Here is a 15,551-nt window from a genome sequence, read left to right on the forward strand (position 1 = left end):
GAGTCGGAGCGAGACAGACGTGGACCATTCCGCCGCCCGGGCCGCCGCCGCCCCCCAGCTGCACGTGGTGCTCGTCCTCGCCGCCGCGACCGGCGGCATCGGCGCCCACGTGCGCTCGCTGACCCGGGGGCTGGTCGCGCACGGCGTCACGGTCACGGTCTGCGCGCCCGAGGGCACCGACCGGCTGTTCGGCTTCTCCGCGGCCGGCGCCCGGCCGCACACCGTCGACATCACCCCGACCTCCGGCGCCCGCAGCGACGCCACCGCGATCGGCGAGCTGCGCCGCGCCTTCACCGGCGCCGACATCGTGCACGCCCACGGCCTGCGGGCCGGCCTGCTGTCCGACCTGGCGCTGCGTACCGCAGGGCGCTTCCCCGGCATCCGCCCGGAGACCCCGCTGGTGGTCACCTCGCACCACGCGCTGCTCACCACCGGCCTCGACCGCCGCCTGCAACGCCTGATGGAGCGCCGGGTGGTGCGGGCCGCCGACCTGGTCCTGGGCGCCTCCTCCGACCTGGTCGCCCGGGCCCGCGAGCTCGGCGCCACCGACGCCCGCCTCGGCCCGGTCGCGGCCCCGCCGATGCCGCCCGGCACCCTCGACCGGGACGCCGCCCGCAAGGCGCTGCCCGGCGGCGACGACGGCCGGCCGGTGGTGCTGGCGATCGGCCGGCTCGTCCCGCAGAAGTGCTTCGGGCTGCTGCTCGACGCCGTCCCGCACTTCGCCGCGCCCGGCGGCCCGGCGCCGCGCGTCCTGCTGGCCGGGGACGGCCCCGAGCGGCAGGCGCTGCGCGAGCGGATCGCCGCCGAGCGGCTGCCGGTCGAACCGCTCGGCTACCGCGCCGACATCCCGGACCTGCTGGCCGCCGCCGACCTGGTGGTGCTCTCCTCGCGCTGGGAGGCCCGCTCGCTGGTCGCCCAGGAGGCGATGCGGGCCGGCGTCCCGGTGGTGGCCACCGCCGTCGGCGGCGTGCCCGAGCTGGTCGGCGACGCCGCCGTGCTGGTCCCCTTCGCCGACCCGCGGGCGCTGGGCCGGGCCGTCCGCGAGCTGCTCGCCGACCCGGGGCGCCGGGCCGGGCTGGCCGCCGCCGGCCGGGCCCAGGCCGCGACCTGGCCGGACGAGGCGGCGACCGTCGCCCAGGTGCTGTCCATCTACGACGAGCTGGCGCAGCGGGCGAACCGGGCCCGCCTCAGCCCGAGGACAGGTTGAGGCCGCCCGCCGCGGTCAGCCGCAGCGCGGTGTCGATCAGCGGGACGTGGCTGAACGCCTGCGGGAAGTTGCCGACCTGACGGCGGGCCCGCGGGTCCCACTCCTCGGCCAGCAGCCCGACGTCGTTGCGCAGCGCCAGCAGCCGTTCGAACAGCTCGCGGGCCTCGCCGACCCGGCCGATCATCGCCAGGTCGTCGGCCAGCCAGAACGAGCAGGCCAGGAACGCGCCCTCGTGCCCGGACAGCCCGTCGACGTTGTTGCCCTCGTCGTCGTGCGTGGGGTAGCGCAGCACGAAGCCGTCCTCGGTGGACAGTTCGCGCTGGATCGCCTCGATGGTGCCGATCACCCGCTTGTCGTCCGGCGGCAGGAAGCCGACCTGCGGGATCAGCAGCAGCGAGGCGTCCAGCTCCTTGCCGCCGTAGTACTGGGTGAAGGTGTTGCGCTCCGGGTCGTAGCCGCGGGCGCACACGTCGGCGTGGATCTCGGCGCGCAGCGCCGTCCAGCGCTCGATCAGGTCGGCCGGCGGGTCCTCGGTCTGGGCGAGCAGCTTCAGGGTGCGGTCGACGGCGACCCAGGCCATCACCTTGGAGTGGACGAAGTGCCGGCGCGGGCCGCGGACCTCCCAGATGCCCTCGTCCGGGTTGCGCCAGTGGTCCTCCAGGTACTCGATCAGGCGCAGCTGCAGCTGGTGGGCGTGGTCGTGCCGGGACAGGCCGGACATGGTGGCCAGGTGCAGGGCCTCGACGACCTCGCCGTACACGTCGAGCTGGAGCTGCCCGGCGGCGCCGTTGCCGGTCCGGACCGGGCGGGAGCCCTCGTAGCCGGGCAGCCAGTCGAGCTCGGACTCGGTGAGTTCGCGCTCCCCGGCGATGCCGTACATGATCTGCAGGTTCTCCGGGTCGCCGGCCACCGCGCGCAGCAGCCACTCGCGCCAGGCCCGGGCCTCCTCGCGGTAGCCGGTGCGCAGCAGCGAGGAGAGGGTGATCGCGGCGTCGCGCAGCCAGGTGTAGCGGTAGTCCCAGTTGCGCTCGCCGCCGAGGTCCTCGGGCAGCGAGGTGGTGGGGGCGGCGACGATGCCGCCGGTGGGGGCGTAGGTGAGCGCCTTGAGGGTGATCAGCGAGCGGACCACGGCCTCCCGGTAGGGGCCCTGGTAGGTGCACTGGTCGACCCACTCGCGCCAGAACCGCTCGGTGGAGGCGAGCGCGCCCTCGGCGTCCGGCGGGGCCGGGGCGGGCTCGTGCGAGGCCTTCCAGGTCAGGCCGAAGGCGATCCGCTCGCCCGCCGAGACGGTGAAGTCGGCGTACGTGGTCAGGTCGCGCCCGTAGGTCTCGGCCCGGCCGTCCAGCCAGACCGAGTCGGGCCCGGCCACGGCGACGGTGCGGTGCCCGACCTCCGGGTGCTCGACCCGGTGCACCCAGGGGACGATCCGGCCGTAGCTGAAGCGCATCCGCACCGCCGAGCGCATCCGGACGGTGCCGGCCAGGCCCTCGACGATCCGGACCATCTGCGGCACGTCGGGCGTGCCGAGCAGGTGGCGCGGCGGCATGAAGTCGATCACCCGGACGGTGCCGCCCTGGGTGTCCCACTCCTGCTCCAGGACCAGCGAGTCGCCCCGGTAGCGGCGCCGGTCGCAGGGCACCGCGGGCGCGGCGGCGGTGACCGGCGGGAGCGGCGGCTCCCCGGCGTCGAGCGGGCCGGGGCGGGGCCGCTCGGGCCCGGGCCCCTGCGGGTCGACCGGCAGCGCCGGGCCGATCCGCCAGAAGCCGTGCTCGTCGGTGCCGAGCAGCCCGGCGAAGACCGCGGGCGAGTCGAACCGGGGCAGGCACAGCCAGTCGACCGCGCCGTCCCGGCTGACCAACGCGGCGGTCTGCATGTCCCCGATCAGCGCGTAGTCCTCGATGCGACCGGCCATGGTTCTCCGTTCCGTGCGGGCCCCGCGGCGGACGGTGCGCACAGGGTCGGGCGAGGATGTCGACGTTTGAGCAGAATACGTGGGTTCGGGTGGTTCGGTCGCCCGCACGCGCCCCCGGCGCGTGCCCGCGCGCGCCGCACCCCATGCCGGGCGGGCCCGGTCCGAGCAGCCCGGATGCGCCGTCCGGCCGATCCGCCGGGGGCCGGGGTACCCGGACGCGGGCGAGCACTCGCCGGGGCACTGATACGCTGGTATCCCGTGGAACTGGTGGGAACGAGGGCCGGGAGCCCCTCCACCGGCGTCACCCTCCGACACGCGACCCACGGGAGCCCCCTCTTGGCACAGCCCCATTCCGGCAAGTCGGCCAACGGCCGTGCCGTGACGACCAAGCACCTCTTCGTCACCGGGGGTGTCGCCTCTTCGCTCGGCAAGGGCCTCACCGCCTCCAGCCTCGGCGCCCTGCTCAAGGCCCGCGGCCTGCGAGTGACGATGCAGAAGCTCGACCCGTACCTCAACGTGGACCCGGGCACCATGAACCCGTTCCAGCACGGTGAGGTCTTCGTCACCGACGACGGCGCCGAGACCGACCTCGACATCGGCCACTACGAGCGCTTCCTCGACACCAACCTGCACGGTTCGGCGAACGTCACCACCGGCCAGGTCTACTCCACCGTGATCGCCAAGGAGCGGCGCGGCGAGTACCTCGGCGACACCGTCCAGGTCATCCCGCACATCACCAACGAGATCAAGTCCCGGATCCGCCGGATGGCGACCGAGGACGTCGACGTGGTCATCACCGAGGTCGGCGGCACCGTCGGCGACATCGAGTCGCTGCCGTTCCTGGAGGCCGTCCGCCAGGTCCGCCACGAGGTCGGCCGGGACAACGTCTTCTTCGTGCACGTCTCGCTGCTGCCGTACATCGGCCCCTCCGGCGAGCTGAAGACCAAGCCCACCCAGCACTCGGTGGCCGCGCTGCGCAACATCGGCATCCAGCCCGACGCGATCGTGCTGCGCGCCGACCGCGAGGTGCCGCAGGCCATCAAGCGCAAGATCTCGCTGATGTGCGACGTCGACGAGGAGGCCGTGGTCGCCGCGATCGACGCCAAGTCGATCTACGACATCCCCAAGGTGCTGCACGGCGAGGGCCTGGACGCGTACGTGGTGCGCCGCCTCGACCTGGCGTTCCGCGACGTGGACTGGACGGTCTGGGACGACCTGCTGCGCCGCGTCCACGAGCCGCAGCACGAGGTGAAGGTCGCGCTGGTCGGCAAGTACATCGACCTGCCGGACGCCTACCTCTCGGTCACCGAGGCGCTGCGGGCCGGCGGTTTCGCCAACAACGCCCGGGTCCAGATCAAGTGGGTCGCCTCGGACGACTGCGTCACCCCCGAGGGCGCGCAGGAGCAGCTCGGCGACGTGGACGCGGTCTGCATCCCCGGCGGCTTCGGCGACCGCGGCGTGGACGGCAAGGTCGCCGCGATCACCTACGCCCGCGAGAACAAGGTGCCGCTGCTCGGCCTGTGCCTGGGCCTGCAGTGCGTGGTCATCGAGGCCGCCCGCAACCTGGCCGGCCTGCCCGAGGCCAACTCCACCGAGTTCGACGCGGCCGCGAAGTACCCGGTGGTCTCGACCATGGCCGAGCAGCTGGCCATCGTCGACGGCAAGGGCGACCTGGGCGGCACCATGCGGCTGGGCCTGTACCCGGCGAAGCTCGCCGAGGGCTCGATCGTGCGCGAGGTGTACGGCGGCGAGCAGTACGTCGAGGAGCGCCACCGCCACCGCTACGAGGTCAACAACGCCTACCGCGCCGACCTGGAGAAGACCGGCCTGCAGTTCTCCGGCCTCTCCCCGAAGGGCGACCTGGTCGAGTACGTCGAGTACCCGCGCGAGGTCCACCCCTACCTGGTCGCCACCCAGGCCCACCCCGAGCTGAAGTCCCGCCCGACCCGCCCGCACCCGCTGTTCGCGGGCCTGGTCGCGGCGGCGATCGACCGCAAGGTCGGCTGAGCGGCCGTCCGCAGCGACCGAAGCGCCCGCCGGGATCCCTCCCGGCGGGCGCTTCGGCGTGTCGCGGGGGCCGCGTCCGCTAGATTGTGTCTATCTGACGAGAAGGGGTGGTGTCCGGTGGCCGTCATTCGGGACAAGGCCGAGGAGTGGGACGTCCGGGACGGGGTCACGCCCTTCACGGGCAAGGTGACCGGCGTGCGCAGCGAGCAGGTCAGGATGCCCGACGGCAGCTGGGCCCAGCGCGACTACCAGCTGCACCCCGGGTCGGTCGCCGTGCTCGCCCTGGACGAGCACGGGCGCGTCCTCACCCAGCGCCAGTACCGGCACCCCGTCCGGCACCGGCTCTGGGAGCTGCCGGCCGGACTGCTCGACGTGCCCGGCGAGAACCCGCTGCATGCCGCGCAGCGGGAACTCTACGAGGAGGCCCACTGCAAGGCCGCCCGCTGGCGGGTCCTGGTCGACTTCTACACCTCGCCCGGCGGCAGCGACGAAGCGGTGCGGCTGTTCCTGGCGACCGGGCTCTCCGAGGCCGAGGAGGAGCGCTACGCGGCGCACGGCGAGGAGCTCGACCTGGAGACCGCCTGGGTGCCGCTCGACGAACTGGTGGACCTGGTGCTGGCCGGCGAACTGCACAACCCGACCCTGGTGACGGGAGTGCTGGCGCTCAGCGCCGCGCGGGCCCGGGACGCGGTCGACGCGCTGCGGCCGGCGGACGCAGAGTGGCCGGCCCGGCCGTTCTGAGACCCGCCCCGCGGCACGGGGGCGCGCCCGGCCGCGCGGTTCCCCGCGCCCCCGGCGGGCGCGGTCCTTGGGCCGCCGGGGTGATTCGGCGGTTGGTCATACCAGGGCGTCCGGACGGGGCGGGGTGGGCGAACTACGCTTCGCGGACAGGGCCCGCGGTGGGCGGGCCCGGGGCGCTGGGCGACGGGTCGGGAGTGGCGCGGTGGCGAGGCAGACGGCGGTGGTGGTCGAGGCGGCCGGGATCTTCGACGCGCTGCCCGCGGGCGCCCGTCCGTTCGCGGGACGGGGCGGCGAGCTGGCGGCGCTGGGGGTGGCCGCGGGACGGCCCGCGCAGGGACGCGGCCGGCTGCTGGTGCTGGCGGGGCGGCCCGGCTCGGGGCGGACCGCACTCGCGGTGCGGTGGGCCAGGTCGGTGGCGGGCGACTACCCGGACGGGCTGCTGTACGCGCGGCTGTCCGCGCCGGACGGCGGGCGGGTCGGGGCCGGCCGGGCCGCCCGGGTGCTGCTGGACCAGCTGGGTGAGCGGCCCGGCGCGGCGCTGCTGCCCGGCGCCGCCGAGGAGGACCCGGCCTGCGAGGCGCTGCGCGAGGCGCTGGGGCAGCGCCGGGCGCTGGTGCTGCTGGACGACGTGAAGGACGCCGGGCAGGTGTGGCCGCTGCTGGCGGAGAAGACCTCCTCGCTGCTGCTGGCCACCACCTCGGGCCCGCTGACGGGCATCGAGGGGATCGACCCGGTCATCCTCGGCGGGATGGACCACCGGGCGGCCGTCGAGCTGCTGGGCGAGCTGGTCGGCGGGACGCGGGTCTCCTGCGACCCGGTCGGCGCCGCCGACCTGGCCGAGGCGTGCGCCAACCGCCCGGCCGCGCTGCGGCTGGTCGCGGGCTGGCTGCGGGGCGAGGCCCGGCTGGCCGTGACGGACGCCGCCGTCCGGCTGCGCGAGGTCCCGCCGCCCGCGCCGGCGGCGGTGGAGGGGCCGGTGAAGCCGGTCGACCCGGAGCGGGAGACCGTGCCGGTGGTGGAGGGCGACCCGCTGCGCGGGGCGTTCGAGCTGGCCTACCGGCGGCTGCCCGCGGCGCGGGCCCGGCTGCTGCGGCTGTGCACGCTGGCGCCGGGCCAGCAGGTCGACCTGCGCACCGCGTCCGCGCTGGTGGGCTGCCCGGCCCCGGAGGCGGGCGCCTCGCTGGCGGCGCTGGCCGAGCTGGAGCTGCTGGAACGCGAGCCGGACGCCGCGGACGGCACCGAGCGCTACCGCGTCCCCGGCCGGCTGTACGGACGGCTGGTGGAGCTGCGGGCGGAGCTGGACCGCCCGTCCGAGGTGGAGCTGGCCCGGGCCCGGCTGCTGGAGCGGCTGGTGCGGCTGGTCGACTCGGCGCGGCTGCTGCTCGACCCGGCGGCCGGCCCCCGCCCGGACCCGCTGCCCGGGCCGCTGCGGCTGCGCACCGCCGCGCACGCCGAGGGCTGGCTGCTGGGGGAGCGCGAGCAGCTGCTGGCCGCCGTCGCCGACGCGGTCGGCCAGGGCGACCTGGACGGCTCCGCGGGCCGCCTGGTGGCCGCCCTGCTGCGCGCCCTGCCGCTGACCGGCGAGGCCGCGCCCGCCGACCTGCACGCCCTGCACGAGTCGGTGCTGAAGGTCGCCGAGCGGCAGGGCAACCCGCGCCGGGCCGCCGCCGCGCTGCTGAACCTCGGCGACCTCCAGGCCGCCGCCGGGCGCTGGGAGCAGGCGGGCGAGCGCTACCGGGCGGCCGTCGAGCTGGCCCGCGGGGCGGGCGACGAGGCGGGCTGCGCCCGCGCGCTGGAGGGCGTGGGCCACGGCCACCGCGCGCTCGGCGACCCGCTGCGCGCCGCCGACGCGTACGGGCGGGCGCTGGTGCTGCGGCAGGCGCTGGGCGACCGGCCGGCCGAGGCCCGGCTGCTGGTGCGGCTGGCCGAGGCGCACGCCGGGCTGCGGCGCTTCGAGGAGGCGCTGCGCGAGTACCGGTCGGCGGCCGCGGTGCTGCGCCGGGCCGGGGACGCGCGGGGCGAGCGGGAGGTCGAGGCGCTGGCGGACCGGCTGCGGCGGCACCTGGGCCGGGAGGGCTTTCGTCCGCTTTCGGAGTAGTGTCTTAAGTGCGGAGTTCGCCCCGTAATGAGGCCTGTAGGAGCGTACAAGCCTACGAACCTGCCAATGGGTCCGGCCTATTTGGTCACTTTGGAAGGCTGACACGCCGACTCGGCTTCATTACACTCGAACTCAGTCGCGCATAGATCTATGCACCGGCCTGTCCGTTGTGCCCTTCATGTGCGTCGCCGCCGGGTCTCTCCCGGTGGGCATCCCGATGGCAAGAGGACGTGTTTATCCGTGAAGGTCGGCATCCCCCGCGAGGTCAAGAACCACGAGTACCGCGTGGCCATCACGCCGGCCGGCGTGCACGAGCTGGTCCGCAACGGGCACGAGGTCGTCATCGAGGACAACGCCGGCGTCGGCTCCTCGATCCCCAACGAGGAGTACGTGGCCGCCGGGGCGACCATCCTCCCCACCGCCGACGAGGTGTGGGCCGCGGCCGACATGATCCTCAAGGTGAAGGAGCCCATCGCCTCCGAGTACCACCGGCTGCGCAAGGGCCAGACCCTCTTCACCTACCTGCACCTGGCCGCCGACCGGGCCGGCACCGACGCGCTGGTCGCCTCCGGCACCACCGCGATCGCCTACGAGACGGTGCAGCTGCCCAACGGCGCGCTGCCGCTGCTCGCCCCGATGTCCGAGGTCGCGGGCCGGCTGGCCCCGCAGGTCGGCTCCTACCACCTGATGCGCCCGACCGGCGGCCGCGGCGTGCTGCCCGGCGGCGTGCCCGGCACCCACCCGGCGAAGGCGGTCGTCATCGGCGGCGGCGTCTCCGGCTGGCACGCGGCCACCATCGCCATCGGCATGGGCTACGACGTGACCCTGCTCGACCGCGACATCAACAAGCTGCGCGAGGCCGACAAGATCTTCGGCAACAAGATCAAGGCGATCGTCTCCAACTCCTTCGAGCTGGACAAGGCCGTCGTCGAGGCCGACCTGGTGATCGGCGCCGTGCTGATCCCGGGCGCCAAGGCCCCCAAGCTGGTCACCAACGAGCTGGTCTCCCGGATGAAGCCGGGCTCCGTGCTCGTCGACATCGCCATCGACCAGGGCGGCTGCTTCGAGGACTCGCACCCGACCACCCACGCCGAGCCGACCTTCCAGGTCCACAACTCGGTCTTCTACTGCGTGGCCAACATGCCGGGCGCCGTCCCGAACACCTCCACCTACGCGCTCACCAACGCGACCCTGCCGTACGTGGTCGAGCTGGCCAACCGCGGCTGGAAGGAGGCGCTGCGCCGGGACGCCGCGCTCGCCAAGGGCCTGAACGTGCACGAGGGCCAGATCACCTTCCCGGCCGTCGCCGAGGCCTTCGGCCTGGAGTCGGTCTCCCTGGAGAGCGTCCTCGCCTGACGCCGCCTCACCCGCTGTCGCCCCCGGCCGTCCTTCCCCTTCGCGCCGGGGGCTTCGGCATGCCCGCGGGGCGGCCGGGGGACGGCCGCCGGCGGTCGGGAGGACGGGCGGACGTCGGGCGGGTGACCTCCGGTGGTCAATTCCGGTGCGGTTTGTCACCCGCTCTGTCGACAAGGACACCTGACGGGTCCTCACGGCCCGGCGACCGCGCGGAAACGTTAGGGTCGTCTCTTGACACGGGGTGGGTGAACGGCCGACACAAGCGGCCCACTACCGTGGATTGTGTTGCTGCGAATGCCCGAAACGGCCTAGAGTCGCAAAACGTTGGCATGCTGCCACGCTGACGAATCGACATAGAGTCCTGGATGTCCAAGGAGGTAAGACGACTTGTGAATGAGTCGACATTTGCTCCCGGGGGTGGTCAGCCAGGACTGGCGGAGCTCTCCGCCGGGCAGCCGAACGAGGAAGCCCGGCAGGCCACGGTGGGCGCGCAGGAGGTCGGCTCGGTCGCGGTCCGCACCTTCGAGGCCCGCCAGAGCGCGGCGGCAGCCGCCACCGACTACGACGCCGACTTCGCGGCGTACGGCCTGGCCTACAGCGAGCTCGGCTACGGGCCCTACGACGACCCGGACGCCGAGTACGAGCCCGACCCCGAGTACGCCGCCACCCTGGCCCCCGACGCGGCCCGCCAGCGCCGCGAGCGGGTCGGCCCGACCGGCCGCCCGCTGCCGTACTTCCCGATCCCCGCGCCGCTCGCCGAGCACGGCCCCGCGCAGATCATCGCGATGTGCAACCAGAAGGGCGGCGTCGGCAAGACCACCTCCACCATCAACCTGGGCGCGGCGCTTGCCGAGTACGGCCGCCGGGTGCTGCTGGTGGACTTCGACCCGCAGGGCGCGCTCTCGGTCGGCCTCGGCGTCAACCCGATGGAACTCGACGTCACCGTCTACAACCTGCTCATGGAGCGGGGCCTGACGGCCGACGAGGTGCTGCTGAAGACCGCCATCCCCGGCATGGACCTGCTGCCGTCCAACATCGACCTGTCGGCCGCCGAGGTGCAGCTGGTCAGCGAGGTCGCCCGCGAGTCGGCGCTGGCCCGCGCGCTCAAGCCGCTGCTGCCCGACTACGACTACGTCATCATCGACTGCCAGCCCTCGCTGGGCCTGCTGACGGTCAACGCGCTCACCGCCGCGCACAGCGTCATCGTCCCGCTCGAGTGCGAGTTCTTCGCGCTGCGCGGCGTCGCGCTGCTCACCGAGACCATCGAGAAGGTCTGCGAGCGGCTCAACCCCGACCTGCGCCTGGACGGCATCCTGGCGACCATGTACGACTCGCGCACCGTGCACTCGCGCGAGGTGCTGGCCCGGGTCGTCGAGGCGTTCGGCGAGCACGTCTTCCACACCGTCATCGGCCGGACCGTCCGGTTCCCGGAGACCACGGTGGCCGGCGAGCCGATCACCACCTACGCCACCAACTCGGTCGGCGCCGCCGCCTACCGCCAGCTGGCTAGGGAGGTGCTCGACCGGTGCCGCCCCGTCGAGTGAGCCTCCCCGGGGCCGACGAGCTGTTCCGGGCAACCGGCGGAATGGCCCTGTCGCCCTCGCTCGCCCGCAACGGAAACGGCAACGGAACCGGCCCCGCGAACACCCCGGCCCCCGCGGGGCAGGACCCCCCCGCCGGCGGCCGGACCGCCGACGTCCCGGCCGCCAGGCCGGAAGCCGCCCCGGCGGCCCCCGCGGGGCGCGCGGAGGACCCCGCGGAGGCCGTCCGACGGGCGGCCCAGGCCCAGCCGGCGCCGGCCCAGGCCCAGCCCGCCCCCGGCCCCGCCCGGGGGCGCGGACGGGCCCGGCGGCCCTCCGGGCGGGAGCGGCACGACGAGAAGATCACCGTGTACGTGTCCGCCGAGGAACTGATGGACCTGGAGCACGCGCGGCTGGTGCTGCGCGGCGAGCACGGCCTGGCCGTCGACCGCGGCCGGATCGTCCGCGAGGCCATCGCGGTGGTCCTGGCCGACATGGACCAGCGCGGCGAGGCGTCGATCCTCGTGCGGAGGCTGCGCGGCCGCTGAGGGCCGCCGCGGGGCGCGCCGCGGGCGGGGGCGGGGTCGACGGCGCGACCCGGACGCGCCCGGCCGGGCGCGCGGTTCCCCGTGCCCTCGGGGCGGGGTCCGCTTCTGCCAGAATGGTGCGTCATGGCGTTCCAGGTCCGGTTGGAGAACTTCGAGGGGCCGTTCGACCTGCTCCTCGGGCTGATCGCCAAGCACAAGCTGGACGTCACCGAGGTGGCGCTGTCGAAGGTCACCGACGAGTTCGTCGCGCACATCCGGGCGATGGGGCCGGAGTGGGACCTGGACGCGGCGACCGAGTTCCTGGTGGTCGCCGCGACCCTGCTGGACCTCAAGGCGGCCCGGCTGCTGCCCGTCGCCGAGGTCGAGGACGAGGAGGACCTGGCCCTGCTGGAGGCGCGCGACCTGCTGTTCGCGCGGCTGCTGCAGTACCGGGCGTACAAGAGGGTCGCCGCGCTGTTCGCCGAGCGCTGGGACGGCGAGGCGCTGCGCCGGCCGCGGACGGTCGCGCTGGAGCCGCAGCACGCGCGGCTGCTGCCCGAGGTGGTGCTGGCGGTCGGCCCCGAGCGGTTCGCGGAGCTGGCGGCGCGGGCGTTCGCGCCCAGGCCGCGGCCGGCGGTGTACGTGGACCACATCCACGCGCCGCCGGTGAGCGTGCGCGAGCAGGCCGCGCTGGTGGTGGAACGGCTGGGCGCGCTCGGCGAGGCGACGTTCGGGCAGCTGGTCGCGGACGCGGGGAGCACGCTGGTGGTGGTGGCCAGGTTCCTGGCGCTGCTGGAGCTGTACCGGGAGCGGGCGCTGGCCTTCGAGCAGCCGCAGCCCCTGGAGGAGCTGGTGGTGCGCTGGGTGGCGGGGGCCGGGTGCGAGGTCGAGGTGACCGACGAGTTCGACCGCCCCGCGGGCGGCGAGGAAGGCGGTAGGACGTGACGGAGCGGCCCGCGCGGCGTTCCCTCGGGCTGCCGGGCGCGCCCCGGCCCGGCGAGTGGCAGCAGTCCGCGTACCCGGACGGGGAGCGGATCGAGCCGGTCGGGCGCGTGCTCGGGCCGGCGGCGGCAGCGGGGGGCGGGCTGCCGCTGCGGGCGGCGCTGGAGGCGGTGCTGATGGTCGCCGACGAGCCGGTCGCGGAGCCCAGGCTGGCCGCCGTGCTGGACGCACCCAGGGACGAAGTCGCCTCGGTGCTGCGGGAGTTGGCGGGCGAGTACACTGCGCAGGGGCGCGGTTTCGAGCTCCGCCAGGTGGCCGGCGGGTGGCGGTTCTACAGCCGCGCGGAGTGCTCGGCGGCGGTCGAGCGGTTCGTCCTGGACGGGCAGCAGGCCCGGCTGACGCAGGCCGCGCTGGAGACGCTGGCGGTGGTCGCGTACCGGCAGCCGGTGTCGCGCGGGAGGGTTTCGGCCGTCCGTGGTGTGAACTGCGACGGCGTGATGCGTACCCTGGTACAGCGAGGACTGGTCGAAGAAGCCGGCACCGAGCCCGAGACCGGAGCGATCCTGTATCGGACGACGAACTACTTCCTGGAACGGATGGGGCTGCGCGGCCTGGACGAGCTGCCGGAGCTCGCGCCCTTCCTGCCCGAGGTCGACGACGTGGAAGCGGAGTCCCTGGAGGGCACGATGATCGCGCAGGCGGTCGCCGCCGCACAGGAAGGGCCGAGGCCGAACCAGGCCGACCAGACGGATATCGACGTACGGACATTTTGATGCGTAGCAGTGGCAACGGTGGCAACGGCAGGAACAGCGGCGGACAGGGCCGGGGCGGGCAGGGCGGCCGAGGCGGCCAGCAGGGCGGGGGCCGGGGCGGCTCGGGCTCGTACGGCGGCGGCCAGGGCGGCCGCGGCGGCTCGGGCCCGCGCGGCGGCTCGGGCTCGTACGGCGGCGGGCAGGGCGGGAGCCGGGGCGGCTCGGGCTCGTACGGCGGCGGTTCCGGCTCCGGTTCGTACGGCTCGGGTCCGCGCGGCGGCAACGGCGGCGGTGGCGGGCGCGGCGAGGAGCGCCGCTACCCGGACCGGCCGCTGCGGCCGGAGGAGCGCAGGTACGACCGGCCCGAGTACGGCGGCGGGCCGAACGCGACGCCCGGACGCGGCGCGTACGACTCCCGCAAGCCCGGGGCGGCCCCCCGGCCGCGCCGGGAGGGGCAGGGCGCGCCCGGCGACCCGCGGCGCCAGCCGCAGCGCTCGCGCGAGCTGCAGGGCCGGATCGAGGACCGGGTACTGGCCCGGCACGAGGGCCCCGGCAAGGAGGTCGGCGAGGACGGCGAGCGCCTGCAGAAGGTCCTCGCCCGGGCCGGCATGGGCAGCCGCCGGGCCTGCGAGGAGCTGATCGCGCAGGGCCGGGTCGACGTCAACGGCGAGACCGTGCTGGAGCAGGGCCGCCGGGTCGACCCGGTGAAGGACGAGATCAAGGTGGACGGCCTGACCGTCGCCACCCAGTCGTACCTGTTCTTCGCGCTCAACAAGCCGGCCGGCGTGGTCTCCACCATGGAGGACCCCGAGGGCCGGCAGTGCCTGGGCGACTACGTGACCAACCGGGAGACCCGGCTGTTCCACGTCGGCCGGCTGGACACCGAGACCGAGGGCATCATCCTGCTCACCAACCACGGCGAGCTGGCCCACCGCCTCACCCACCCCAAGTACGGCGTCACCAAGACCTACCTGGCCGCGATCCAGGGCCCGCTGCCGCGCGACCTGGGCCGGACCCTCGCCAAGGGCGTCGAGCTGGAGGACGGCTGGGCCCGCGCCGACAGCTTCAAGGTGATCTCCAACCTCGGCAAGAACTACCTGGTCGAGGTGACCCTGCACGAGGGCCGCAAGCACATCGTGCGCCGCCTGCTGGCCGAGGTCGGGTTCCCGGTCGACAAGCTGGTGCGCACCGCGTTCGGCCCGATCACGCTGGGCGACCAGAAGTCCGGCTGGCTGCGCCGCCTGACCAACCCCGAGGTCGGCACCCTGATGCGCGAGGTCGGCCTGTAGGCGGCCGACCCGTCCGGAGCCCGTCCGCCGTGCCACGGCGGACGGGCTCCGTCGCGTGCGCGGACGGACTTTGCCGGGTCTTGACATGTGAGGCGCACCGCACGGCCTTGCTATCGTTCCGCCCGGTGGCAGAAGATTGCCACCGAAGTTCGCCCCGGCGCGTGGCGGAAATGCGCCACCGCGTCAGGCCACCAGGGCGGCGGGGGAAGGAACCACCACCATGCTGGACGCATTCACCGTGCTCGGCCTAGGCCTCCCCGACGGCCAGGTGTACGCGGCGCTGGTCGTCGCACCCCAGTCCACCGCGCAGGAGCTCGCGGAGCACTGCGGGCTGACCCTGGAACAGTGCCGGGCGGCCCTGGACCGGCTCGCCGAGCAGGGCATGGCCACCCGCGCCCCCGTCGACCGGGAGCGCTACCTGGCGGTCGCCCCCGACGTCGCCATCGGCACCCTGATCGGCCACCGCGAGGCCGAGCTGCGCTCCGCCCGCGCCGAGATGCACCGGCTGATGGACGCCTTCCGGGAGGCCTCCCGGTACACCGACCCGGCGCACTCGGTCGAGGTGCTCACCGGCGGCGAGGCCATCGCCCAGCGGCTGGAGCACCTGATCGAGTCCAGCCAGTACCAGATACGCGGCTTCGACTGCCCCCCGTACGTGCAGGACCCCACCGTCGAGCAGCCCCGGCAGCGGGCCAAGCTCAAGGCCGGGGTGCGGATCCGCACCGTCTTCGACAAGGAGGCCATCGCCTGGCCCGGCCGGCTGGAGCAGGAGATCCTCACCGGCGTCGAGGACGGCGAGGAGGCCCGGGTCCGGCCGGTGCTGCCGATGAAGATGATGATGGCCGACGACAAGATGGCGATCATCCCGATCAGCGTCGGCGACAGCGTCCTGGACGCCGCCTACGTGATCCACCCCTCCGCGCTGCTGCAGGCCCTGGACGCGCTGTTCGAGGCCGAGTGGGAGCGGGCCGTGCCGCTGCAGACCGTGATCGGCGACGGCGAGGGCCCCGGCCCGGAGGCCGACCACCTCAAGCTGCTCGGCCTGCTGGCGGCCGGCCTCACCGACGAGTCGATCGCCCGCTCGCTCGGCTGGAGCGCCCGCACCACCCAGCGCCGGCTCCAGGGCCTGATGCGCGAACTCGGCGCCACCACCCGGTTCCAGGCCGGGATGGCGGCCCGCGAGCGCGGCTGGCTCTGACG

Annotated in this window: 12 protein-coding genes; 11 read left to right on the top strand and 1 reads right to left on the bottom strand. The window is 74.7% G+C overall.

What is annotated here, in order from left to right; all coding sequences use genetic code 11:
- The first annotated feature begins 19 nt into the window (after window positions 1-19).
- Window positions 20-1,207 (top strand): glycosyltransferase family 4 protein, encoded by a 1,188-nt coding sequence (locus tag ACZ3J7_RS34110; protein WP_465627270.1) that lies wholly within the window; start codon window positions 20-22, stop codon window positions 1,205-1,207.
- Here the strand turns inward: ACZ3J7_RS34110 and ACZ3J7_RS34115 are convergent.
- Window positions 1,188-3,119 carry a glycoside hydrolase family 15 protein gene (locus ACZ3J7_RS34115; RefSeq protein WP_465627271.1) on the bottom strand — a complete coding sequence of 644 codons (1,932 nt, stop codon included), beginning with the start codon at window positions 3,117-3,119 and terminating at the stop codon, window positions 1,188-1,190. The two genes, ACZ3J7_RS34110 and ACZ3J7_RS34115, sit on opposite strands and share 20 nt — an antisense overlap.
- 378 nt (window positions 3,120-3,497) lie before the next feature.
- Between ACZ3J7_RS34115 and ACZ3J7_RS34120 the strand changes: the two genes are divergently transcribed.
- The 10 genes from ACZ3J7_RS34120 (at window position 3,498) to ACZ3J7_RS34165 (ending at window position 15,549) form a co-directional block, all read left to right on the top strand.
- A complete protein-coding gene (locus ACZ3J7_RS34120; RefSeq protein WP_465627272.1) occupies window positions 3,498-5,126 on the top strand; it encodes a CTP synthase in 1,629 nt (542 codons plus the stop codon).
- 117 nt (window positions 5,127-5,243) lie between these two features.
- Window positions 5,244-5,867, top strand: coding sequence for an NUDIX domain-containing protein (locus ACZ3J7_RS34125; protein ID WP_465627273.1), 624 nt, complete (start codon window positions 5,244-5,246; stop codon window positions 5,865-5,867).
- 202 nt (window positions 5,868-6,069) lie between these two features.
- The gene (locus tag ACZ3J7_RS34130; RefSeq protein ID WP_465627274.1) at window positions 6,070-7,965 is read left to right on the top strand and encodes a hypothetical protein; all 1,896 of its coding nucleotides are present in this window, start codon (window positions 6,070-6,072) and stop codon (window positions 7,963-7,965) included.
- A gap of 240 nt (window positions 7,966-8,205) precedes the next feature.
- Entirely contained in the window at window positions 8,206-9,321 is a 1,116-nt protein-coding gene (gene ald, locus ACZ3J7_RS34135) for an alanine dehydrogenase (RefSeq protein ID WP_465627275.1), read from the top strand.
- A 482-nt stretch (window positions 9,322-9,803) separates the two neighbouring features.
- A complete protein-coding gene (locus tag ACZ3J7_RS34140) occupies window positions 9,804-10,865 on the top strand; it encodes a ParA family protein (protein WP_465627315.1) in 1,062 nt (353 codons plus the stop codon).
- A gap of 41 nt (window positions 10,866-10,906) precedes the next feature.
- Window positions 10,907-11,389 (top strand): hypothetical protein, encoded by a 483-nt coding sequence (locus ACZ3J7_RS34145; RefSeq protein WP_465627316.1) that lies wholly within the window; start codon window positions 10,907-10,909, stop codon window positions 11,387-11,389.
- Window positions 11,390-11,512: 123 nt separating this feature from the next.
- Window positions 11,513-12,313 carry a segregation and condensation protein A gene (locus tag ACZ3J7_RS34150; protein ID WP_465627276.1) on the top strand — a complete coding sequence of 267 codons (801 nt, stop codon included), beginning with the start codon at window positions 11,513-11,515 and terminating at the stop codon, window positions 12,311-12,313.
- 173 nt (window positions 12,314-12,486) lie between these two features.
- A complete protein-coding gene (scpB, locus tag ACZ3J7_RS34155; RefSeq protein WP_465627317.1) occupies window positions 12,487-13,083 on the top strand; it encodes an SMC-Scp complex subunit ScpB in 597 nt (198 codons plus the stop codon).
- Window positions 13,083-14,351, top strand: coding sequence for a pseudouridine synthase (locus ACZ3J7_RS34160; protein ID WP_465627277.1), 1,269 nt, complete (start codon window positions 13,083-13,085; stop codon window positions 14,349-14,351). Before scpB ends, ACZ3J7_RS34160 begins: the two co-directional genes overlap by 1 nt.
- Before the next feature lie 220 nt (window positions 14,352-14,571).
- On the top strand, window positions 14,572-15,549 hold the full coding sequence (locus tag ACZ3J7_RS34165) for a helix-turn-helix domain-containing protein (protein ID WP_465627278.1): 978 nt from the start codon (window positions 14,572-14,574) through the stop codon (window positions 15,547-15,549).
- Window positions 15,550-15,551: the final 2 nt, after the last annotated feature.

This window comes from Kitasatospora sp. NPDC015121 (genome assembly GCF_055562955.1).

Bases quoted from the DNA above. Each gene is read 5' to 3' on its own strand.
- ACZ3J7_RS34145 (WP_465627316.1), top strand. From the start codon at position 10,907: ATGGCCCTGTCGCCCTCGCTCGCCCGCAACGGAAACGGCAACGGAACC.
- ACZ3J7_RS34165 (WP_465627278.1), top strand. From the start codon at position 14,572: ATGCTGGACGCATTCACCGTGCTCGGCCTAGGCCTCCCCGACGGCCAG.
- ACZ3J7_RS34115 (WP_465627271.1), bottom strand. From the start codon at position 3,119: ATGGCCGGTCGCATCGAGGACTACGCGCTGATCGGGGACATGCAGACC.
- ACZ3J7_RS34150 (WP_465627276.1), top strand. From the start codon at position 11,513: ATGGCGTTCCAGGTCCGGTTGGAGAACTTCGAGGGGCCGTTCGACCTG.
- scpB (WP_465627317.1), top strand. From the start codon at position 12,487: ATGGTCGCCGACGAGCCGGTCGCGGAGCCCAGGCTGGCCGCCGTGCTG.
- ACZ3J7_RS34160 (WP_465627277.1), top strand. From the start codon at position 13,083: ATGCGTAGCAGTGGCAACGGTGGCAACGGCAGGAACAGCGGCGGACAG.